Here is a 23,937-nt window from a genome sequence, read left to right on the forward strand (position 1 = left end):
TTGAAGATCAGGCGAAACTACGCCAGCGCGGGTGACCGCCCCGTAACCGCACATGATGGTGTTTGAACTCGCCACAAATATTCCTAATAGGAATAAATATAGTTCCCACTGGCCGCCTAGCTGCACAAACAGCAATGGCACATTTTGATCGCATCACATGAACATATTTTCAGGAGAGACAAAATGTCGCTGCAAGCCAAGCTTGATGCCTTCAAGGCCGATTTTGAAGCCGGCAAACCGCCCTATAATGTACCCTATAGCGTGATTGAAACCATGCACCGCGCCACCGCCGAATTAAAGGCATCGGGGCTGGCCAATACGGCGAAAAAGGCCGGCGATATCGCACCGGAATTTTCGTTGAAAGACCCGGATGGAAATCTGGTTTCATCAAAAGAACTTCTGGCAAAGGGGCCATTGATTATCAGCTTTTATCGCGGTGTCTGGTGCCCCTATTGCAATATGGAATTACAGGCCCTGCAGGAAACTTTGCCTGCCTTTAACCAGGCCGGGGCCAGCCTTGTTGCCATTTCGCCGCAAACACCGGTCAATAGCCGCAAATCGGTCCGCCAGAACAAACTGGATTTCCCCATTCTGTCAGACCCGCATAACGATGTTGCCAATGCCTTTGGCCTGCGTTTTGCAATGCCCGATTATCTGATCGAACTTTATAAAAACCTTAAAAACGACCTGCCGAACTTCAACGGTGATGATAGCTGGACCCTGCCGATGCCTGCCCGCTATGTCATCGCGCAAGATGGCCGCATTGTTTACAGCGAAATCAACCCGGATTACACCCAGCGCCCCGACCCGCAGGAATTACTGCCAGCCCTTCAGGCGATTGGTGCGGCAAACGCATAACAGGGCGTAAACCGGCAAATTTCACATCCCATCCCCGGGCAATTGGCACATGATCCGGGGATGGGGTTATGCTTAATGCTCCGGGCCAGGTGCGATCATCTTGCTACTCGAGCATTCATAATTTCCTCGACAAAACTGGCAAAGATGCGGGCCTTGGTGCTAACGGCGCGCCCGGCAGGGAACACTGCCCACAGGTCGATTGGCGGCAATTGCCAGTCGGGCAACAGGATACGTACATCGCCTGATGCAATTTCAGGCGCAAACATCCAGTCAGTGGCAATCGCAAGCCCGGCATGGGCCATAACGGCAGCACGCACACCTTCTGCCGCACTTAATTTAAGCCGCCCCTGTAACCGGACGGGGACTTCCCGGCCGCCATTTTCAAACACCCAAAACCGACCGCGATCCTGCTGTGAATAAATAACGGCGTCACGGGCCTCAAGATCGGCCGGGGTTTGTGGCGCACCATGATGTGCCAGATAATCCGGCGTTGCCAAAACCACTTGCCGGCCAGAGGCAATACGCCGTGCTGTCAGCGCGGAATCTTCAAGGATGCCCATGCGCAGACCAACATCAATGCCTTCCTGCACCACATCGATATGCCGGTCATCCAGAATCACGTCCATTTCAATGTCGGGATGGCGCGCCAAAAATGCCGGAAGATGCGGCACCAGATGCAAGCGCGCAAAGGTCACAGCCGCGCAAATGCGCAGCCTGCCCGAAAGCCCCTTTCCCGCACCGCGCGCGGCAATATCCGCCTCGTCGGCCTCGGCAATCGAACGATGCGCACGGTCATAAAACCGAATCCCGGCCTCGGTCGCGGCAAGCCCGCGGGTGGAACGCGCCAAAAGCTTCACCCCCAACCGGTTTTCAAGCTGGGCAATGGTTTTGGAAACAGCGGGTTGCCCTACATTAAGCCGTCGCGCCGCCGCCGAAAACGAACCGGCATCAACCACCAGCACAAATGTTTCCATCGCCGCCAAACGGTCCATGTCTTACTTCCCAGCTTTTGTAAAAAGGGCGATCAGGATAAACCTGTTTATTCTTCGTGGGAATAAAATCAGCATATTTTTTAGGCGGCCATCACCCTGCAAAAGGCAAAGTCCAAACACCCCCTTTACGCCAAAGAACCATGTTGCAGGCAAAAAGATCGATGCTGTTGGACATTTTCGTAACCGTCAGGCGTCGAACGCCGGACACGGGATGCCGCGTGCCCCCTGCCTGCATCACTGGCTAATCTCCCCTCTTTCTTGTTGCAAATAATTATTAATAACCTTATGGCTATCTGCCTTGCTGTGATGTGGCTGGTATATCCGGCAAGAAGGCCCCGGGTTTCGGGCGGGTGTAAGGCGGGTTTCAGGCAGGAACAGATATGAGTTTTTCCCTTATTGAAGAACTGCATCGCAAAGAGGAAGGACGGCTTCGTCGTTTTTTCATGCGCCGCCTGCGCAATGATGCGGACGCCCAGGATGCCACCCAGGAAACATTTGCCCGCCTGTTGGGCGTAGCCCCCAAAACACAGATCGAAAACCCGCAAGCTTACCTGTTCCAGATTGCGAAAACCGTTGCCGCCCGCAACATCACCCTGACGCAGGCCGAGCGCAGCGTTTTTGAAACCGTGCCCGATATTGAAAATATCGCCGAAGACCAGCCCACACCGGACCGGATCGTTACTGCCCGCCAGTATCTGACCATCATGGCCCGCGCGATCGAGGGGCTGCCATCGCGCTGCCAGGAAGTGTTTATTTTAAGCCGGTTGCACGGCCTGCCCAATGGCGAGATTGCCCGGCAGCTTGGCATCAGCCGCAATATGGTTGAAAAACACATTATGCGCGCCCTGATCACATGTCGCGATGTACGCGCCCGCCTGAATGGCGATCCTTCCACGATTAGCACACCGGGAGCAGAAAAATGAGCATTCAGGCCCAAACGATGCCCCGCGATCATGACAAACTGAGCAAGGAAGCCGCCCGCTGGGCTGCGCGCCTGCAATCATCGGACGCAACAGCGGCAGATAAAGCCGCGTTTCGTGAATGGCGCGACAAAAACCCGGCCCATGAAGCAGCCTATAACGAATTTGCCAGCCTGTGGGGGGATCTGGGCGGGGTTCGGTTGCCGGAAAACCGTCTGCAACAGATCCGACGGGGACGAACCCTGAAACGGACCGGTATTGGCGGGTCATTATTGGCGTGCCTAGTTGCCTTTGGTTTGTACCAGAACGGATATTATGACCGTTACCGTGCTGATTATTATACAAAAACTGGCGAAATTGCCCATATCACCCTAAGCGATGGCAGCAAAATTGCCCTTAACAGCGACAGCGCCATTCGTGTGCGTTATGCGCCGGATCATCGTGATATTGATCTGTTGCGCGGTGAAGCCTTTTTCACTGTGGCACATAATGCCGACCGGCCCTTTACCGTGCACGAAAATAACCTATCGGCACGTGCGGTTGGCACGCGCTACGGCGTTAGCACGGCCCACGGCGATATGCCCGCCGATGTGCAGGTCGAAGAAGGTATTGTCGAAGTTACCAGTGCCAGCGACCATCAGTTGCTAACCGCAGGTCAGGCCGCCGAACTGGACCGGGATGGCATGTTAAACATTGAAAAAACCGACATTGGTAATGAAACTGCCTGGCGGGATGGCAAACTTGTTTTCTCGCAAAAGCCGTTGCGTGATGTGCTGGCATCGCTTGAGCAATACCGCACCGGGCGGATCATTTTGCTTGATGATGATATCGGCAATTTGCAGCTAAGCGGCATTTTCGACATTGCCGATACAGACCAGGCCCTGCGCAGTATCGCGCAACGCCTGCCAATCACTTTTAGCTATGCCACACCGCTTCTGGTTATCGCCCATAAAAAATAATTTCAAAATCGACGTCAGGAGATCGCGAATTCCCCGCTCTTAGATAACAGGCGAGTTGCGAATGCGAATGCGCCGCATTTAAAAATAAATCCGTGGGGAATATCATGTATCGCTTCAATGTGGGCAATCCGGCCAGGTCCGGTCTGGTGGCAATTGTTCTGGCTGGGGTTTCCACCCTGGCACTGACAACCGCGCTGGCAACACAGCCGGCAGCAGCCCAAACCACTGCACCGCAATCGGTTAACATCACCATTCCGGAAGGGCCGCTTGAAACGGCACTGCTAAGCCTGGGGCGGCAGGCAGGCCTGCATATCCTGTATCCCAGTGCGCTAACGGCAGGAAAGCAGGCAAAGGGCCTGTCCGGCACCATGACTGTGCAAAACGCCCTGTCACAATTGCTGGCGGGAAGTGGCCTTGCATTCAGCATTGGTGATGATGGGTCCGTCACCATATTTGACCCGGCAGAAAATGCACAAAATGGTGAAACCGTTTTGGACCCGATCACCATTACCGCCAGCCGCAATGCCCTGCAAAACCCCGGTTTTGTCCCTGCCACCAGCAGCACCGGCATGAAGGGCAACGCATCGATCCTTGAAATTCCACAATCGCTAAGCGTCGTCACCCGCGAGGAACTTGACCAGCGCGGGGTGAACAATTTTAACGAGGCCGTTGCCTATTCACCGGGTATTCACGCCATTGACTATCCCGGTGGGCAAGGCATGCCACGCCTGTTCATGCGCGGTTTTCGCAGCCAGAGCCAGCGCGCCTATTACCGCGATGGTTTGCGCAACGGCTTTAACCCCTATGACAGCGATGTTGAACCCTATGCGCTTGAACAGTTTGATGTCCTGAAGGGGCCATCATCGGTTTTGTATGGCGATGCGATGCCGGGCGGCCTGGTCAATACCCGCACCAAACGCCCGACCGAAGACCCGCTTCACCAGGTTCAGGTCCAGTATGGCAGCTATGACCGCAAACAGACGGCGGTTGATTTCAGCGGCCCGGTCACCAGTGACGACAGCCTGCTTTATCGCTTTACCGGCCTTTACCGCAACAGCGACACCCAGATCAATTATGCCCCCGATGATGCGCTTTATCTGGCACCGTCCTTTACCTGGCAGCCCGATGACGACACCAGCCTGACCCTGATGATGAACTATCACAAGGTCACCAAGGGCGGTTCGGAACAAAGCTTGCCGGTTGTCAATTCGGTCTATTCCAACGGCACCAAAATCCCCGATGATTTCTTTATCGGCGCACCGGGGCTTAGCGAATGGGAATCAGAAAGCGCGTCATTCGGGTATGAATTTAACCAGGCCCTGTCATCCGACTGGGATTTCCAGCAGAACCTGCGTTACACCTATACCGACCTTGATTACATCACCGCCTTTGATGCCAATAATGCCGCGGTAAATGCCGATAACACCATTTCGGTCATGCTGCAAAAACGGCCACGCGTTTCGCATTCGGTAATGCTTGATAACAATGTATCAACCGATTTTGAAACCGGCGCGCTCAAGCACGACATGCTGATGGGCCTGAATTACGGTTATTACCGCTTCCGCGAAACCCGCGCGAACAGCAATATCAACCGTATCAACATTTATAATCCGAATTACGATGTTGGTTACACCTTCAACGGCCCGCATTCCAACGACCTTGACACCATCAACCAGGTCGGCCTTTATGCACAGGACCAGATCGGCCTTGATAACTGGTTGCTGACCCTGGGCGGACGGCAGGACTGGGTACAAACCAAAACCAACGATTATTATTCACGCACCATCGCTGCCGGTCTGCTGGCGGACCGCCACAGCACCCGCAACGATGCCGAATTCAGCGGCCGTGCCGGCCTGTCCTATCTGTTTGAAAATGGCATTTCGCCCTATGTCAGCTATTCAACATCGTTTGAACCCAATCTGGGCACCCTTGCCAGCGGCAGCCCCGCCGAACCGACAACAGGCGAACAATATGAAGTCGGCATCAAATACGAACCGACATCCTGGAACGCCCTGTTCACGGCATCGCTCTATCAGCTGACCGAACAGAATGTGACATCCACCAACCCGTCAAACACGGCAACGGTTTTGCAAACCGGCGAAGTCCGTTCGCGCGGGCTGGAGCTGGAGGCAAAAACCGCCATCACCCCGCAGCTTAACCTGGCGGCCAGCTATACTTACACCAATGCCGAAGTCACCAAGGATGCCAACAATCAGAACGGCGTTAACCGTACCGGCCTCAAAGCCGATGGCGTGCCGACCCATTCGGCATCGGCCTGGCTGAATTATGAATTCGATAATGATCTAAAGGGGCTCAGCACCGGTGCAGGTGTACGTTATGTGGGCACCTCCTATCTGGTCTGGAACCAGACCAATGGCAGCCAGATGAACATTCCCGCCTATACGCTGGTGGATGCGGCTGTGTCGTATGATTTCTCGGCACTCAGTTCCGATTACGCCGGTATTTCCCTGCAAATCAGCGGCACAAACCTGCTTGATAAAGAATATTATTCACCGGGTTTCTATTCCAATTCGGTGCTGGCAGGAACACGGCGCACGGTGATGGCAACGCTGACCTATAACTGGTAAGCACGATGACCCTGCCGGTTTTCAAAGCCCCGCCCCTTAACCGCCGCACATTTTTAACCGGTATTGCCAGCCTTGCGCTGGCAATACCGGCACGTGCCTATGCCCAACCCATGCCCAAACGCGTTCTGGCACTTGATTGGGCAAGTGCGGCCAATATCCTGGCACTGGGCATAACACCCCTTGCCATGCCTGAAATCAACCGCTACCGCCAGCTTATGGTCGAACCGGCTATCCCTGCCAGCGTTGCTGAACTTGGCCTGCGGTCCGAACCAAACCTGGAGCGCATCGCCAGCCTTGCCCCCGATATTCTGGTGATAAACCCGCAACTAGCCGCACTGAAATCACGCCTGGAAAAAGTGGGCGAGGTTGTCTTTTTTGAACCCCATCTGCTTGATCGCGCCAACCCGCATCCTGACCATATCGCGCATGGCAAAGAACAGCTTGCCCAACTGGCATCCCAAATTGGCGCAACGCCCCAATGCCGCGATTATATTGCAAATTTCGACCGTGACCTTGCGGCGGGGAAAGCAAAAATCACGCAATATGATGGCCGGCCGCTTTATATTATCAGCATTGTTGATGCCAACCGGGCGCTGGTTTTCGGGCAAAACAGCCTTTTCCAAAATGTTCTGGATCATTGGAACATCCAAAATGCCTGGCACGAACGAACATCAATTTTCGGCCATACCACCATCACCCTTGACCAGCTAACCGCCAACCCGGACGCACGCATCATCAATATTGGTGCGCAGGCCCGCATGGCAATCGCGATCAAATTTGGCATTCCGGTATTTACCAGCCTGCCTGCCGTTCGGGCCGGTCGAATACGGCTGTTACCCGATACGCTGTTTTACGGTGGCCTTCCCTGTGCCCATCGTTTTGCCCGGCTGCTGGCCGATGCCCTGACCCTGCAAGATACCCCATCATGACATTTAACCGAATTTCCCTTTCTGCCGGTACGCTGCTGGTGGGGCTAACCATCGGCGCGGTTCTGCTGGTATGCATCAATGCCCAGCAGCTTCTGCCCATTCAGGACTGGTCGCAAATCCTGCAGGTACAAACGGCGCGCACAACACAGGCTTCGCTGTTTGTGTTTTCCTTTCTGCCCCGCACGATCATGGCCTTTCTAGTGGGCGGCGCGCTTGCCCTTTCAGGGGCAATATTGCAACAAACCCTGCGCAACCAGTTGGCGGAACCCTCGACACTGGGCATATCGGCTGGTGCACATCTTGCCCTGTCAGCCGCCATCATCTGGTTTCCGGGGTTGCTGGTTTTGGGCCGCGAATGGGTTGCGCTGGCGGGTGCCTGCGGTGCGGCAGCGGCGGTATTTGCCCTTGGCTGGCGGCAGGCATTATCACCCGTAACGGTTATTCTCGCGGGTCTTATGGTCAGCCTTTATTGCGGGGCAATGGCTGCGACCATCACCCTTTTTAACCATGATTTGCTGATTGGCCTGTTTTTCTGGGGGGCTGGGCATCTTGACCAGCAAAACTGGAACCAGGTTGTTTTCCTTGGCCCGCGTATCTTGATTGTGCTTTTGGTAGCACTGGTACTGGTGCGCCCCCTTAACCTGCTGGTTCAGGATGATGCCACGGCAAAAAGCCTGGGCCTGTCGGTTGTCACCATGCGGCTGCTCACGCTGGGCATTGCCATATTGGCAACGGCCCTTGCCACATCGGCCGCCGGGGTATTTGGCTTTGTCGGGCTGGCCGGGCCAGCCATTATCCGCGCGCTCAATATCCGGCGGATGACACATTATCTTCTGCTTTCAACCCTTGCCGGCGGGATATTGCTGCTGATCACCGATCAGTTGATCCTGCTGTTGCCCACCACCTATCGGCTGTTTCCAACCGGTGCGGCCACCGCATTGCTGGGCGCGCCACTATTGCTTTATCTATTGCCACGCCTTAAGGCATCGGCCAGCCCCAACCCGCAGATATCGCATATTGGCAAACGCATCCGTCATCCGGCCACGATGCTGGTTCTGGCATTTCTGGCGGTTCTGGTCCTGTTTTCCATCAGCCTTATGGTGGACAAAACCGGCGATCAATGGCAATTCGCATCCTCTTTTCCCGTTGCCAATATCATGGAATGGCGCCTGCCGCGTGCGATTGGTGCATTGGCTGCCGGGGCCATTTTGGCCATTACCGGCTGCATCCTGCAACGCACCACCGGCAACCCGATTGCCAGCCCCGAAGTGCTGGGTATTTCATCGGGTGCGATTGCCGGAGTGGTTATTTTAATGTTCTGCGTCGAAACCGTGACCCGTGGCATGCAAATCACTGCCGGTGGCATTGGTGCCATACTGGTTTTATTGCTACTGATTACACTGTCGCGGCGGGGTGGTTTTTCGGGTGACAGGCTGCTTCTGGCCGGTGTCGCGCTTAGTTCGGTAACCGGGCTGATGATGGCAGTGTTAATGACGGCACAGGACCCCCGGCTGGGGCAGTTATTATCCTGGCTGTCAGGATCAACCTATTATCTGACCCTGCCCGAAGCCCTTTTAACCGCTGGCTTTGCCGCCATTGCCCTTGCAATCAGCATGATGACACTACGCTGGCTTGATATGGTGCCGCTCGGCACCACCGCCATTTTCAGCCTGGGTGTGCCCATTGCCCGAATGCGGTATATCCTGTTTGTCAGCACCGCAATTTTAACCGCAGGCGCCACACTGATTATCGGCCCGCTAAGCTTTGTTGGCCTGATGGGGCCGCATATGGCCAATATGGCCGGTTTTCATCGGGCGCGGCATCAAATCCCGGCGGCGGCCCTGTTTGGTGGCGGCATTTTGCTTCTGGCCGACTGGCTCGGCCGTAATCTGATTTTTCCGTTTCAAATTCCCGCAGGCCTCGCCACCAATCTGATTGGTGTGCCCTTCCTGTTATGGCTGCTTGCGCGCAAACGGGCGCAATAATGCCATCTGCGCCGATGCTTAGGACCCTTAAATGACCCAGAACCAGGATCTGTTCACCCTTAACGATGTTTCCTATGCCATTGACGGACGGGAATTACTATCGGGTATCACTACCCGGTTCCCCGCCGGGCAGTTTTCCGCCCTTGTCGGGCATAATGGATCGGGCAAATCCACCCTGCTCAAAATCCTTGCGCGCCAGCAACAGGCAAGCCGTGGCACCATCACCTTTGACGGGCAAAATCTTGCAGGCTGGCCAGGGCGGAACTTTGCCCGGAAACTGGCCTATCTTCCGCAAAATACATCAGCAGCCACCGGCACCCTGGTTGAGGAACTGGTTGCCTTTGGCCGCTATCCCTGGCACGGGGCGCTGGGCCGTTTTGGCCACAAAGACCAGAAAAAAGTGGCCGAAGCAATCGAGCTTACCGGCATTGGCGACCTTGCCAAACGAAGTGTCGGCACCCTTTCGGGGGGTGAAAGGCAACGGGCATGGCTTGCCATGCTGGTTGCGCAGGATGCCCCATGCCTGCTGCTTGATGAACCAACATCGGCCCTTGATATCGCCCATCAGATCGATGTTCTCAGCCTGGTCAGACGGCTTGTTGATGAACGCAAAACCAGTGTCATCATTGTTTTGCATGACATCAATCTTGCCGCGCGCTATTGCGACCAGATATTTGCCCTGCGCCAGGGCAAAATCATAGACCATGGCCCTGCCCACGATTTGATGACGCCAGAAAGGCTGTTTGATATTTATGGGGTCCGGATGGATGTTATTCCCCATCCGGTTTTACGAACGCCCACCGCACTGATATAGTTTGCAAACGGTTCTCAATCGCTTTATTTCCTGAAAGCTGCCCGTCACCGCTTTTTTTGCCCCGCTGGAACCTACCGATGCTCAAAGAATTCTTTTCCTATTATGCGCCGCATAAACGGCTGTTCATCCTTGATTTCGGATGTGCCGTGCTTTCGGGTGTTCTGGCATTGGGCTTTCCCATTGCGGTTGCTGGCTTTGTCGATGTGCTGCTGCCCCGTCAGGACTGGCTTTTGATCTGCCTGGCTGCTGCCGGGCTGCTGGTGGTGTATCTGGTCAATACCGGATTGATGGCGATTGTTACCTATTGGGGGCATGTGCTAGGCATTACCATTGAAACGGAAATGCGCCGCCGCGCCTTTGACCATCTGCAAAAACTCTCGTTCCGGTTTTACGACAATCAGAAAACCGGCCACCTGGTGGCGCGGATCACCAAGGATCTGGAAGAAATTGGCGAAGTGGCCCATCACGGCCCCGAAGACCTTTTTGTCGCCATCATGACCTTTGTTGGCGCCCTGATCCTGATGTTTACCGTCCATGTGCCCCTGGCCCTGATTGCAGCAACCATTGCGCCGCTTATTTTCTGGCTGGTGGTGCGGTTTGGCGGTGAAATGACACGCAACTGGCAAAGCCAGTTTGGCCGGGTGCGGGCCTTTAACGCCCGGATCGAGGAGAATGTTGGTGGTGTGCGCGTTGTTCGCGCCTTTGCCAACGAGGACCACGAACGCACCCTGTTTCACAAGGATAACGAACTTTACCGCAGCGTGAAGCTGCAGGCCTATGCCATCATGGCGGTAAGCCTTGCCATCAATTACCTTGGCATGCGCATGGTGCAGGTCGTCATCCTGCTGGCGGGGACCTATTATGTCGTGACCGGAGATCTCAGTGTTGGCGGGTTTGTCGGCTTTTTGCTGCTGGTAAATGTGTTTTACCAACCGCTGGAAAAAATCGCCGCCGTTGTTGAAACCTATCCCAAGGGCATTGCCGGTTTTAAAAACTATCAAAACCTGATGGCAACCGAACCCGACATTATCGACAGCCCCGATGCCAGGGACGTTACCGGCGTTCATGGCGATATCCGGTTTGACGATGTCAGCTTTGGTTATGGCCCGGACCGCAATGTGCTTGAACGTATCAACCTTACGATCCCGGCCGGGGAAACCGTGGCCTTTGTTGGCCCTTCGGGCGCAGGCAAAACCACGCTTTGTTCGCTTGTCCCGCGGTTTTACGATGTTTCAGCGGGCAAAATCACCATCGATGGCATGGATATTCGCGATATCACGATGAAATCGCTGCGCCGCCAAATCGGTATCGTCCAGCAGGATGTTTTTCTGTTTGCTGGCACATTGCGTGACAACATCGCCTATGGCCGCCTGGATGCCAGCGATGATGATATCCGCGATGCTGCCCGCCGCGCCCGACTGGATGATCTGCTGGCAACCCTGCCGGACGGGCTTGATACGATCATTGGCGAACGTGGCGTCAAACTTTCGGGCGGACAAAAACAGCGCGTTTCAATTGCCCGCATCTTCCTTAAAAACCCGCCGATCCTTATTCTGGACGAGGCCACCTCTGCCCTCGATACAGAAACCGAACGCGCCATTCAGCTGTCGCTGGAAGAACTGGCCGAAGGGCGCACCACCCTTGTAATTGCACATCGCATCAGTACCGTGCGCAATGCAGACCGTATCGTGGTCATCACCCCTGACGGCATCGCCGAACAGGGCACCCATGACGCCCTGATCACCGCCAACGGCCCATATTGCCGCCTGCACGAGGCACAAACGCATATGAGCACAATAACGCAGCAACGCAGCGCTATTTGATCATCGGTAAGAGATTAAGGGCGGAGGTCTCGTAATACGACCTCCGCCCCTTTGCAATTTCATTAAAGCCTATTCAAACCGGCCTTCTGCCAATGCGGTAAAATAGGATGCGCCATATGGCAGGGCAGCGTCGTTGAAATCAAACCAGGCGCTATGAAGGATACGGCCATTGTCATCTGGCCCATTGCCAATCCAGCCATAACATCCCGGCCGATCTTCCAGCATGAAGGCGAAGTCTTCGACGATCATGGTTTGCGGTGGGTTGGTGTCCACCTTACCAAAAATGGTTTTCGCCGCCTGCTCTGCGGTTTGTGCCGCATCTTCGTTATTGATCAGGGTTGGATATTGCTGTTCGTAATGCACAGCGCAGTGCGCCCCGGTTGACTGGGCAATACCCGCAGCAATGCGGCGAATGGCTGGTTCCGCATTGGCCCGGGCGGCGGGGGAAAAGGCCCGAACTGTGCCACGGATGGTTACGCAATTGGGCAGCACATTATAGGCATCACCACCATGAATTTGCGTTGCGCTCACCACCAGCGCGTCTAGCGGGTCCGTATTGCGTGATGAAATCTGCTGCAGGGCCACCAGCATATGACCTGCCGTCAATACGACATCTGCACCCTTTTGCGGCTGTGCGGCATGCATCCCGGTTGATGTGATTTCAATTTCAAAGCTATCACCCGATGCCATCATTGGCCCGGCCTTAACCGCAAAGGTCCCAACATCCATACCCGGCCAGTTATGGATGCCATAAATTTCATCGCAGCGGAAACTCTCGAACAGGCCCTCACGGATCATACGAGCAGCACCGCCATCTTCACCGCCCATTTCTTCGGCCGGCTGAAATATGAAAACAATACGCCCGGCAAAATTCCGCGTTTCCGAAAGGTATCGCGCTGCGCCTAGCAACATCGTGGTATGGCCATCATGCCCGCAGGCATGCATCACCCCTTTGCGGGTGGATCGATGAGAAAATTCATTTCGTTCTTCAATTGCCAGCGCATCCATATCGGCGCGAAGACCGATTGAACGTCCGCTTTCTTCCTGCCCATAAAGCACCGCAACCACACCGGTACCGCCAATTCCTTCGTGAACTTCCAGGCCGTAGGAACGCAGTTTTTCGGCAACGAATTTTGCCGTTTCCACTTCCTGATAGGATAATTCCGGATGGGCATGCAAATGATGCCGCCAGGCGATCATGTCATCCTGAAATTCGGCGATGCGGTTGATGATAGGCATTTGGTCACTCTTTCCTGTTACAAATATCCTGATAGGCAAGCGTTAGATGATTTTGCAAAATCCCGACGGCGCCGGTCCGGTCCCCCTTGCGGCAGGCATCGAGAAGCGCCTGATGTTCCGCTGCCGATTTTTCCGGCCGCACAGTGATGGAGCTGGCAATAACCTCAGCCAGGGCTGAGGCGCGGTTTAGCTGCTCGATGGTCTTTAAAAGCGTGCCCCGGCCTGACGGCGCATAAAGGGCGTGATGAAAGTCCCAGTTCAAATCCGACAGCCGCGCTGGCGCGCCTTCCGTGGATGCAGCATCCAGCGCCATTTCCGCCCTGGCAAAATCCATTTTGGTATAGCGATCAAAGGCGGATGCCAGCGCAACCGGCTCCAGCAGCAGGCGCATTTCAAACAGATCAGCCACCATACCGGGATCAAGCTGCGCCACACGCGCCCCCTTGAACCCGGTCGCCTCAACCAGGCCATCATCCGCCAATGCCTGCAGCGCATGGCGCAACGGTGTCCGACTGACATTTAACTGTTCCGACAGGGCTTCCTGCCGCAAAGGCTGCCCCGGTTGATAGGTCCCATTCAAAATCAGATCCCTGATTTTGTCGGCAATGGATTCTGACTGGGTTTTGTTTGTATCCGAAATCATAATTGTATCCAATATTGATTTATGCATACGATGTCAACGCATATTCACCCCTCACCCACCGCCGGTAAAGCGCCAGATGCAGCAATGCTGAAGTTTTGTTGTGATCGAAAAGTGGGGAAAGATTGATAAGCCATGCACGCCGTCCAAAGGCAAATCCGGCAAAGGACGCCTTCATAGCGGATCAGCTATATCACGCTGCGACGCTGTCGGGACTTTGTGAACATTTCTAGCCGTTCAAAACTGCAACGTCCTGCCCGACTTACCGACTGCGGCACCGGAGGCACGATAGAGATTCGTATCGGAGAGGGGGGAATAAGGAGCGCCAATGGATACGCAGGCGGTGCCACCAAGGGCTTTCCCAGGAGCTTGCGACATCTTCTGTGGCGAAAATGTCATCTTTTGTGGCACGGGACAAAGAGGAAAGTGGTAGGCCCGGAGGGACTTGAACCCCCAACCAGACCGTTATGAGCGGTCGGCTCTAACCAATTGAGCTACGGGCCCCCAAGACAAAAGTCCGGGAATAAAAAAGGACCGCACCCCGTAAGGTGCGGTCCCGAAAACTAGCGATTTTGGCGCAAAGGTCAAGCCCCGTATCGCAGTGTTTCTGGTTTAATAATCAAGGAATGACCGCAGCTTGCGCGAGCGTGACGGATGCTTGAGCTTGCGCAGGGCCTTGGCTTCGATCTGGCGAATACGTTCGCGCGTCACCGAGAACTGCTGGCCGACTTCTTCAAGCGTATGGTCGGTATTCATACCAATACCAAAACGCATGCGCAGAACACGTTCTTCACGCGGCGTCAGCGATGCCAGAACCCGTGTAGTGGTCTCACGCAGGTTGGCCTGGATCGCAGCATCAAGCGGCTGAACAGCGTTCTTGTCCTCGATGAAGTCACCAAGATGGCTGTCTTCCTCGTCCCCGATCGGGGTTTCAAGGGAGATTGGCTCCTTGGCGATTTTGAGAACCTTGCGCACTTTTTCAAGCGGCATCTGCAGTTTTTCGGCCAGTTCTTCCGGGGTCGGTTCCCGACCGATTTCATGCAGCATCTGGCGCGAGGTACGAACCAGCTTGTTGATGGTTTCGATCATGTGAACCGGAATACGGATGGTCCGGGCCTGGTCGGCGATAGAACGGGTAATCGCCTGGCGAATCCACCAAGTCGCATAGGTCGAGAATTTATAACCGCGGCGATATTCAAACTTATCAACGGCCTTCATCAGGCCGATATTGCCTTCCTGAATAAGATCAAGGAACTGCAAACCACGGTTGGTATATTTCTTGGCAATGGAAATCACGAGACGCAGGTTGGCCTCGATCATTTCCTTTTTCGCACGTGCCGCTTCGCGTTCGCCCTTGTTGACCACGCCATAAACACGGCGGAATTCGCCGATCGGCAGGCCAACTTCGGCCGAAACACCGCCCACGCCTTCGCGCAACTGGGCGATTTCGTCGGCATAACGTTCGATGAACAGTTTCCAGCCTTTACCCGGCAACGCGCCAACACGTTCCATCCAGTTCGGGTCAAGTTCGTTGCCCTGATACTGTTTGACGAAATCCGGACGCTTGATCTTGCAACGGTCAGCAAAACGCAGAAGCTTGCCTTCCAGGCCGAGAAGACGGTTGTTAAGACCCGTCAGATGATCGAGCAGTTCTTCGATGCGGAAGTTGTTCAGGTGAACATCTTCCATCAGATCAACCATTTCCTGCTTGAGCTTGCCATAACGCTTTTCGGTGGCCGCCGGAACGGTTTCACCCTTGTTCATGGCCGCAAGGCGCTGCTCCTGCGCCTTGTGCAGCTTCTCATAGGTCTTGGCGATTTTTTCGAATTTTTCGAGAACCTGCTCGGTCAGTTCCTCTTCCATTTTGGAAAGAGAGACGTTGACCTGTTCGTTCTCGTCATCTTCGTCTTCATCATCATCTTCGGAACGGCCTTCGCCATCTTCGTCTTCGTCGCCTTCTTCATCCTCGTCGTCTTCGTCATCGCGCGCAGAAACCTTGCGTTCGCGCGCAGGCGTTGCCGACACAGGCTGTTCGGGTGCTTCGACTTCCTTGTCGTCATCCTCGTCTTCGTCATCAGACGTAACAAGTGGCGACAGATCGTCTTCGACTTCTTCCTCGCCCTCACCCTCGACTTCTTCGCCGATTGCAGCCGCATCAGGGCCGCCGCCATAGGTAGTTTCAAGGTCGATAACGTCACGAAGCAGAAGTTTGCCTTCCTGCAACTGGTCATGCCAGTTGACAATAGCCTGAATGGTCAGCGGACTTTCGCAGATCCCGCCAATCATCATTTCACGGCCAGCCTCGATACGCTTGGCAATGGCAATTTCGCCTTCGCGCGACAGCAGCTCGACACTGCCCATTTCGCGAAGATACATGCGTACCGGGTCGTCGGTACGGCCAACATCATCTTCGGAAATGTTGCCTTTTGCATCAGCATCGGCGTCATCATCATTCGAATCGCTGTCATCCCCTTCTTCATTCTCGACAACATTGATGCCCATCTCATTGAGATTGGTCATAACGTCTTCGATCTGTTCAGAGGAGAAATGCTCAGACGGCAGTGCCGCATTAAGCTCGTCAACGGTGATGTGACCCTGCTCCTTGCCCTTGGCAATGAGCTTCTTGATCGCTGTTTTATAAGTATCGAGAAGAGGTCCGTCTGCGTTATCAGAAGAGGTCTTTTTCTCTTCAGCGCTCGAAGTCTTAGACGACATCTATTCCCCGTTTCCCGCTTTGGCACAAAAGCGCCACGTTATCCCGCACGTTGCCCAAGGCAACGCAAATCACAAATAGCCCGAACACTGATCCCGCGAAACCGCAATGATCAGTCGTCGAGCTTGAACACATTTTCCCGGCGCCGGGCCAGATCATCGCGGCGATGCGAAAATCTTTCCCATTCTTCATCGCTGACATCTGCTGCCAACTGTCGGACGGCATATTTCGCCTCTTCGTCCGCCAGGGAGCTTACAGCCATCGAAAAAACCTGTTCCCAACCCGCAAGGGCTCGCGTAAGCGGCGTTTCGGGCCTGGCGAAAGCAGCATGAGCCATAACTTCGCTCTCCGCCGCCCGCAAAACTGTCTCCGACAGCCCGTCGCGCTTCAAGTGGCCCTTAAGTGTTTCAGAGTCAAGTCCAGGATCACCATCAAGCAGCTTTAAGACTGCACGCCGCAGAATGTCAAGGTCGGAGTCTACGCAAACGTAAACTCCGAGCCGTTCACCGATATGATCAAGCAATGCCGGATGGTTGATCAGGGTTGCCACCAGGATGCGATCCTGAACAAGGCGACGGTTTCCCGTTGCTGGCCGCGCCATTCCCGGCACTGCTTTACCGGCTGGTTCCCAGACATAGTTTTTATTTCCGCGTTTGCCATAGCTGGCGGATTTTTTATTTCCAGCCCGGCGTGGCGGCGGTGCACTGTCCCGAGTCCCTCGAAACATTTTAAACGTCCGGTCGCGAAACATGGTCTGATATTGATGACGGACCGCTTCATCGCCAATCGCGGCAATACGTGTGCCAATGGCCGCCTCAAGGGCGGCGCGACGTTCGGGCGTATCAATCGGTTTGCCTGCGGTATCAAGCCGCCAAACCAGCTCTGCCAGCGGCACCGCCTGATCAAGGATCTTGCGAAACCGCGTCATGCCATCACCTGCACCCATAAGGCTATCCGGGTCTTCCCCTTCCGGCAGAATGGAAAACAGCAATGATTTCCCCGGCCGCAAAATTGGCAGCGCCCGTTCAGCCGCGCGCACAGCGGCACGCTTGCCCGCCGCATCCCCGTCCAGACACAGGATTGGCTCGTTGGTCATTTTCCAAAGCTCGCCAATCTGTTCCTCGGTTACGGCGGTGCCCAATGGCGCCACTGCCCCCCGATAGCCTGCCCGATGCAGGGCGATCACATCCATATAGCCTTCGGTAACGATAATTTCCGCACCATGCTGCGATGCCTCACGCGCCTGCGGCAGGCCATAAAGAAGCTGTCCTTTGTGAAATAGCGGCGTATCGGGGCTGTTAAGATATTTGGGCTTGGCATCGCCCATCACGCGCCCGCCAAAGGCCACCACCCGCCCCCGCCGGTCGAGAATCGGAAACATCACCCGCCCGCGAAACCGGTCATAGCTTTGCCGGTTACGATCTTCAGGCTCGATCAAAAGTCCGGCCTCGATCATCGCGCGTTCATCAATTTCTTCACGCTTAAGGGCAGCTTTCAGCGCGGCACGATTATCGGGTGCATAACCCAGGCGAAAATCGCTGATGGTTTTGTCATCAAGGCCGCGCCTGTGAAAATAATCCAGCCCCTCGCGCCCTTCAGGCATGCGCAGGTTACGCTCGAAAAAGGCGCAGGCGGCTTCCATCACTTCATAAAGGGTTTTGGCCTTTTTCTCACGCTCCTGTGCCTCGCGCGAGGGTTTGGGCACATCCATGCCCACCTGGTTGGCCAGAACTTCAACCGCCTCGACAAAGGTCAAACCACGGGTATTCATCACAAAGCTGATGACATCACCATGCGCGCCACAGCCAAAGCAGTGATAGAATCCCTTTTGTTCATTCACCGTAAAGGATGGGGATTTTTCGTTATGAAACGGGCACAGCCCGGAATATTCCCGGCCGCGTTTGATCAGCTTTACCGATGACCCGACAATATCTGCCAGCCCAACGCGCGCCCGCAGATCGTCAAGAAACGACTGGGGAAAGCTCATAGCGTGCCCATCCGTGAAAGGTTACAACCGATTGATTGCGATTACAGGTGAAGTTTAAGCATGAGAAAAGCCGGACGCAAGGCATCCGGCTTTTCATCGCAAATTGAACGGGTTTTAACCCAGAAGTCTTTTGGCTACCACGCCGGCTTTGCCGAAATCCATGCAGCCATTATATTTTTCGCGAAGGGCGGCCATGGTGCGCCCCATATCCTTCAGGCAGGTCGCACCCATATCCGAAACCGTGTCCTTAACGGCCACTTCAATTTCCGAATCATCCATCTGGCGCGGCAGGAAACGTTCAATCACCACGATTTCGGATGCTTCCTGGGCAGCCAGTTCCGGACGGTTGCCCTTGGTATACATCTCGATGCTTTCACGGCGCTGCTTGACCATCGACATCAGCAGGCTCTGAATATCATCGTCCGAAATGCCATCGGTATTGCCTTCGCCGCGCGCGGCGATATCGCGCTCTTTCAAAGCAGCAAGAATAAGGCGGATCGTGGTTACCGAAACGGCATCCTTCGAAAGGACGGCTTTTTTCAAAGCATCATTAAGCTGCGCTCGCAGCATGGCGTATCTCTGATTCTGTGGAAGAAAGGAGTGAACATACCCCAAAAGTACAGTTAGCGCAAAGAAAACGTATCCCCGCAAACTATTGAAAACAAAAGACAAATAAAAGTTTTGATCGGTTCTTGACAGCGCCAGTCGCATCCCGTAGACATCCGCCAATTTGCCCGACGGGATAAGTGCCCGACCCGCTTTCAGTATAAAATGCCGATACCGCAATGGTGGCTGCAGTTTTATGCTGGGTTTTTGCACGTATCTGCATGGCTGCCATGACGGCAGTTTGGGCTGTTTTTATCGGCTTGCCGATCAGTTTATATAATATAAAGACTCCGTGTCTCACCGTGGATAGATCGAAAGGACATTCGCCAATGTCAGCGCCCACGCACACCCCGCCTCCTGGTGCCACTGCCGTTCTGGTTCTCGCCGATGGTTCAGTTTTCTGGGGACGCGGTATCGGCGCCCGAGGCGAGGTTGTTGGTGAAGTTTGCTTCAACACCTCGATCACCGGTTACCAGGAAATCATGACCGATCCCTCCTATGCCGGTCAGATGATCACCTTCACCTTCCCGCATATCGGCAATGTCGGCGTCAATGACGAAGACATTGAAAATGCCAGCCCCGTCGCCCTTGGCTGCATCCTGCGCCAGGACATTACCGAGCCGTCAAACTACCGCGCCAGCGCCCATTTCAACGACTGGCTGGCCAGCAATGGCCGTGTTGGCATCTCCGGGGTGGATACCCGCCGCCTGACCAAACGCATCCGTAACGAAGGCGCGCCGAACGGTGTGATCTGCCACAACCCCGATGGCACCTTCGACATCGACGCCCTGGTTGCCAAGGCAAATGACTGGCCCGGCCTTGAAGGCATGGACCTTGCCAAGGAAAACAGCTGCACCGAAGGCTATGAATGGGAAGATACCCTGTGGTCGCGCACCGGTGGCTACGGCAAGGTTGGCAATGCCAAGCACCATGTTGTTGCCATTGATTACGGCATCAAACGCAACATTCTGCGCAACCTGGCATCCCAGGAATGCAAGGTTTCCGTCGTGCCGGCAACAACCAGCGCTGATGAAATCCTGGCAATGGAACCTGACGGAATTTTCCTGTCAAACGGCCCTGGCGACCCCGCGGCAACCGGCGAATATGCCGTACCGACCATCAAAAAGCTGATCGATAGCGGCAAACCGGTTTTCGGCATTTGCCTGGGTCATCAGATGATGGCACTAGCCCTGGGTGCCAAGACCAAGAAAATGGAAGTCGGCCATCGCGGTGCGAACCATCCGGTCAAGGATACGACAACCGGTGTTGTCGAAATCACCAGCCAGAACCACGGCTTTGTTGTCGACAAGGATACCCTGCCCGACAATGTCGAAGCCACGCACTTTTCGCTGTTTGACGGATCGCTTGCCGGTCTGCGCGTAAAAGACAAACCTGCCTTTGCCGTGCAGTACCACCCCGAAGCATCCCCTGGCCCGCATGACAGCCACTATTTGTTCAAACGTTTCGTCAGTCTGATTGAAGACGCGAAATCCTGATCATTGCTGAAAACAGCGACCTAACGGACATTCATGATGCGGCCTGCGCCTGATGCGCGGCCGCAACGCCAAAAGCGGAAAAAGACATGCCGAAACGTACAGACATCAAATCAATTCTTATTATCGGTGCCGGCCCGATCGTGATTGGCCAGGCTTGCGAGTTCGACTATTCCGGGGCACAGGCCTGTAAGGCGCTCAAGGAAGAAGGCTATCGCGTCATTCTGGTCAACTCGAACCCTGCGACCATCATGACCGACCCGAACCTGGCCGATGCCACCTATATCGAGCCGATCACCCCGGAAATGGTCGCCAAGATCATTGAAAAAGAACGCCCCGACGTGCTGCTGCCCACCATGGGCGGCCAGACGGCGCTGAACACCGCGCTGAAGCTTTCAGACGACGGCACGCTTGAAAAATACGGCGTTGAAATGATCGGCGCGAAAAAGGACGTGATCCGCAAAGCTGAAGACCGGCTTCTGTTCCGTGATGCCATGGACAAAATCGGCCTTGAAAGCGCGCGTTCCGCCCTGGTGCGCACCTTCGAAGAAGCCCTTGATGCGCTTGAGCATACCGGCCTTCCTGCCATCATCCGCCCGAGCTACACACTTGGCGGTGAAGGCGGCGGTATCGCCTATAACCGCGAAGAATTTGAACAGATCGTTCGTAACGGCCTGGCGATTTCGCCCAGCCACGAAGTTCTGATCGAAGAATCGATCCTGGGCTGGAAAGAATATGAAATGGAAGTTGTTCGCGACCACGCGGATAACTGCATCATCATCTGCTCTATCGAAAACGTCGACCCGATGGGCATCCATACCGGTGACTCGATCACCGTTGCCCCGGCCCTGACGCTGACCGACAAAGAATACCAGATCATGCGTGACGCCTCCCTGGCGGTTCTGCGCGAAATCGGTGTTGATACCGGCGGGTCGAACGTCCAGTTCGCCGTTAACCCGGAAGATGGCCGCCTGATCGTCATTGAAATGAACCCGCGTGTGTCGCGTTCATCAGCACTGGCATCAAAGGCAACCGGTTTCCCGATTGCCAAAATCGCTGCCAAGCTTGCGGTTGGTTACACGCTTGACGAACTTGATAACGACATTACCGGTGTTACCCCGGCCTCGTTCGAGCCGACCATCGACTATGTTGTTACCAAAATCCCGCGCTTCACCTTTGAAAAGTTCCCCGGTGCACAGGCACTGCTGGGCACCGCAATGAAATCGGTTGGCGAAGCCATGTCGATTGGCGGCTGCTTTGCCGAAAGCCTGCAGAAGGGCCTGCGTTCGATGGAAACGGGCCTTACCGGCCTGAACGAAGTCAAAATCGAAGGCGCACCGGACAAAGCCGCCATTCGCGCCAAACTGACCCAGCCGATCCCCTTCCGCATTCTTTATGCAGCACAGGCGTTCCGTCATGGCCTGACGCTGGACGAAATCCAGTCTGCAACCAAGTTTGACCCGTGGTATCTGCGCCAGCTTGAAATGCTGGTCAATGAAGAAGAACAGGTTCGCGCCAACGGCCTGCCGGAAAGCAAAAACGAACTTCTGCGCCTCAAGAAGCTTGGCTTCTCGGATGCGCGCCTGGCCGAACTTGCCGGCAAGGAAGAAGAAGACGTTCGTGCGATCCGTCAGGGTCACGGCCTGCGCCCGGTTTACAAACGCATCGATACCTGTGCGGCTGAATTCCCCTCGCGTACTTCCTACATGTACTCGATCTACGAGGGTGACAGTTTCAACGAACCGGAAAACGAAGCCGAAGTCACCGACCGCAAGAAGGTGATTATTCTTGGCGGCGGCCCGAACCGTATCGGTCAGGGTATCGAGTTCGATTACTGCTGTGTCCATGCGGCCTATGCCCTGCGTGAAGTCGGCATCGAAGCCATCATGGTCAACTGCAACCCGGAAACAGTTTCAACCGACTATGACACTTCTGACCGCCTGTATTTTGAACCGCTGACCGCCGAAGACGTGATCGAGCTTTGCCAGCTTGAACAGTCCAATGGCGAGCTTCTCGGTGTGATCGTGCAGTATGGCGGCCAGACCCCGCTGAAACTTTCGGCAGCCCTTGAACAGGCAGGCATTCCGATCCTGGGCACCAGCCCGGACAGCATCGACCTTGCCGAAGACCGCGACCGTTTCCAGGAACTCGTCAACAAACTGGGCCTCAAACAGCCCGCCAACGGCATTGCCCGTTCGGTTGACCAGGCTGTTGCCATTGCCGAAAACATTGGTTACCCGGTTGTGATCCGCCCCAGCTATGTTCTGGGTGGCCGGGCAATGGAAATTGTCCACACCACCGAAGACCTGCTGCGCTACATGGCAGAAGCCGTTCAGGTTTCGGGCAAAAGCCCGGTTCTGATCGACAGCTTCCTGCAGGATGCCATTGAAATTGACGCCGATGCCGTTTCCGACGGTGAAAACGTCTTTGTCGCCGGCATCATGCAGCATATCGAGGAAGCTGGTGTTCACTCTGGTGACTCTGCCTGTTCGCTGCCGCCTTACTCGCTGGGTCAGGATGTGATTGACCGCCTGAAGGCCCAGACCATTCAGCTTGCCAAAGCCCTGAATGTTGTTGGCCTGATGAACGTTCAATATGCGATCAAGGGTGATGTGATTTACCTGATCGAAGTCAACCCGCGCGCATCCCGTACGGTTCCGTTTGTTGCCAAGGCGACCGGCAACCCGATTGCCAAAATCGGCGCCCGTGTCATGGCTGGCGAAAAGCTGGGCGACTTCAAGATCAATCACGGCCCGTTCAAACACATCGCGGTCAAGGAAGCCGTCCTTCCGTTCAACCGCTTCCCGGGCGTTGACACGCTGCTTGGCCCGGAAATGCGTTCGACCGGCGAAGTCATGGGGCTTGATACCGATTTCGGTCGTGCATTTGCAAAGGCACAGATGGCTGCTGGCCAGAAACTGCCGCGCGAAGGCAAGATCTTCATCTCGGTCAAGAACTACGACAAGCCTGCTGCAATCGAACTGGCCCGCGAAGCCATTGCTCTTGGCTTCTCGATTGTTGCAACCCGCGGTACTGCCGAGACCCTGAAAAAAGAAGGGCTGGACGTTACCCCGGTCAATAAGGTACAGGAAGGTCGTCCCCATATTGTGGATATGATGAAGAACGGCGATATCAACCTGGTGTTTAACACCACGGAAAGCAAACAGGCTGTGGTCGATAGTTTCTCGATCCGCCGCACGGCGCTGACCAATGATATCCCCTACTACACCACCATTGCCGGTGCCCGTGCAACCTTGCGGGCGATCGACAACCTGAAACGCGGAGCGCTTGCAGTGCAGCCCGTTCAGGCATATCTTGGGGATGAATACTAAGGTTATCGGCTTTTACCGTAACCAGTAGTAAACGAGTTTAAACCGCCCGGCGGTCCAGG

The 23,937-nt window shown here is 55.1% G+C and carries 16 protein-coding genes and 1 tRNA gene; 10 read left to right on the forward strand and 7 right to left on the reverse strand.

All coding sequences use genetic code 11. The features are described from left to right. Positions 1–183 precede the first annotated feature (183 nt). A complete protein-coding gene (locus CSC3H3_RS15035; RefSeq protein WP_101285349.1) occupies positions 184–858 on the forward strand; it encodes a peroxiredoxin-like family protein in 675 nt (224 codons plus the stop codon). 95 nt (positions 859–953) lie between these two features. Here CSC3H3_RS15035 and CSC3H3_RS15040 read toward each other — a convergent pair whose 3' ends face one another. After that, positions 954–1,850: a LysR family transcriptional regulator gene (locus CSC3H3_RS15040; RefSeq protein ID WP_101285350.1), complete on the reverse strand. Its 897-nt coding sequence runs from the start codon at positions 1,848–1,850 to the stop codon at positions 954–956. 380 nt (positions 1,851–2,230) lie between these two features. On the opposite strand from CSC3H3_RS15040, the gene CSC3H3_RS15045 reads away from it, so the two are divergent. From CSC3H3_RS15045 to CSC3H3_RS15075, 7 genes are all read left to right on the forward strand, one after another. Then, positions 2,231–2,773 (forward strand): RNA polymerase sigma factor, encoded by a 543-nt coding sequence (locus tag CSC3H3_RS15045; protein ID WP_101285351.1) that lies wholly within the window; start codon positions 2,231–2,233, stop codon positions 2,771–2,773. Further along, on the forward strand, positions 2,770–3,729 hold the full coding sequence (locus CSC3H3_RS15050) for a FecR family protein (protein WP_101285352.1): 960 nt from the start codon (positions 2,770–2,772) through the stop codon (positions 3,727–3,729). Before CSC3H3_RS15045 ends, CSC3H3_RS15050 begins: the two co-directional genes overlap by 4 nt. Before the next feature lie 104 nt (positions 3,730–3,833). Continuing rightward, positions 3,834–6,317 carry a TonB-dependent siderophore receptor gene (locus CSC3H3_RS15055; RefSeq protein WP_101285353.1) on the forward strand — a complete coding sequence of 828 codons (2,484 nt, stop codon included), beginning with the start codon at positions 3,834–3,836 and terminating at the stop codon, positions 6,315–6,317. 5 nt (positions 6,318–6,322) lie between these two features. Beyond that, positions 6,323–7,246, forward strand: coding sequence for an ABC transporter substrate-binding protein (locus CSC3H3_RS15060; protein WP_101285354.1), 924 nt, complete (start codon positions 6,323–6,325; stop codon positions 7,244–7,246). Continuing rightward, positions 7,243–9,231, forward strand: coding sequence for a Fe(3+)-hydroxamate ABC transporter permease FhuB (fhuB, locus tag CSC3H3_RS15065; protein WP_101285355.1), 1,989 nt, complete (start codon positions 7,243–7,245; stop codon positions 9,229–9,231). The genes CSC3H3_RS15060 and fhuB overlap by 4 nt, the downstream gene beginning before the upstream one ends. A gap of 31 nt (positions 9,232–9,262) precedes the next feature. Beyond that, positions 9,263–10,045, forward strand: coding sequence for an ABC transporter ATP-binding protein (locus CSC3H3_RS15070; protein WP_101285356.1), 783 nt, complete (start codon positions 9,263–9,265; stop codon positions 10,043–10,045). A gap of 77 nt (positions 10,046–10,122) precedes the next feature. Further along, the gene (locus tag CSC3H3_RS15075; RefSeq protein ID WP_101285357.1) at positions 10,123–11,868 is read left to right on the forward strand and encodes an ABC transporter ATP-binding protein; all 1,746 of its coding nucleotides are present in this window, start codon (positions 10,123–10,125) and stop codon (positions 11,866–11,868) included. A gap of 69 nt (positions 11,869–11,937) precedes the next feature. Here the strand turns inward: CSC3H3_RS15075 and CSC3H3_RS15080 are convergent, their stop codons facing one another. From CSC3H3_RS15080 to CSC3H3_RS15105, 6 genes are all read right to left on the reverse strand, one after another. Continuing rightward, the gene (locus CSC3H3_RS15080) at positions 11,938–13,107 is read right to left on the reverse strand and encodes a M20 aminoacylase family protein (RefSeq protein WP_101285358.1); all 1,170 of its coding nucleotides are present in this window, start codon (positions 13,105–13,107) and stop codon (positions 11,938–11,940) included. 4 nt (positions 13,108–13,111) lie between these two features. Further along, positions 13,112–13,750, reverse strand: a complete 639-nt coding sequence (locus CSC3H3_RS15085) for a GntR family transcriptional regulator (RefSeq protein WP_172963434.1) — start codon at positions 13,748–13,750, stop codon at positions 13,112–13,114. 424 nt (positions 13,751–14,174) lie between these two features. After that, positions 14,175–14,251 (reverse strand) — tRNA-Ile (locus tag CSC3H3_RS15090). A gap of 108 nt (positions 14,252–14,359) precedes the next feature. After that, positions 14,360–16,462: an RNA polymerase sigma factor RpoD gene (gene rpoD, locus CSC3H3_RS15095; protein WP_101285360.1), complete on the reverse strand. Its 2,103-nt coding sequence runs from the start codon at positions 16,460–16,462 to the stop codon at positions 14,360–14,362. 110 nt (positions 16,463–16,572) lie between these two features. After that, entirely contained in the window at positions 16,573–18,447 is a 1,875-nt protein-coding gene (gene dnaG, locus CSC3H3_RS15100) for a DNA primase (protein WP_101285361.1), read from the reverse strand. 114 nt (positions 18,448–18,561) lie between these two features. Beyond that, entirely contained in the window at positions 18,562–19,017 is a 456-nt protein-coding gene (locus CSC3H3_RS15105) for a GatB/YqeY domain-containing protein (RefSeq protein ID WP_101264921.1), read from the reverse strand. Positions 19,018–19,382: 365 nt separating this feature from the next. On the opposite strand from CSC3H3_RS15105, the gene carA reads away from it, so the two are divergent. Both carA and carB read left to right on the forward strand, forming a co-directional pair. Then, positions 19,383–20,549: a glutamine-hydrolyzing carbamoyl-phosphate synthase small subunit gene (gene carA, locus CSC3H3_RS15115; RefSeq protein ID WP_101285363.1), complete on the forward strand. Its 1,167-nt coding sequence runs from the start codon at positions 19,383–19,385 to the stop codon at positions 20,547–20,549. 86 nt (positions 20,550–20,635) lie between these two features. Next, entirely contained in the window at positions 20,636–23,878 is a 3,243-nt protein-coding gene (carB, locus tag CSC3H3_RS15120) for a carbamoyl-phosphate synthase large subunit (protein ID WP_101285364.1), read from the forward strand. Positions 23,879–23,937: the final 59 nt, after the last annotated feature.

This window comes from Thalassospira marina, from assembly GCF_002844375.1.
In the GTDB taxonomy this organism is placed as follows: Bacteria; Pseudomonadota; Alphaproteobacteria; order Rhodospirillales; family Thalassospiraceae; genus Thalassospira; species Thalassospira marina.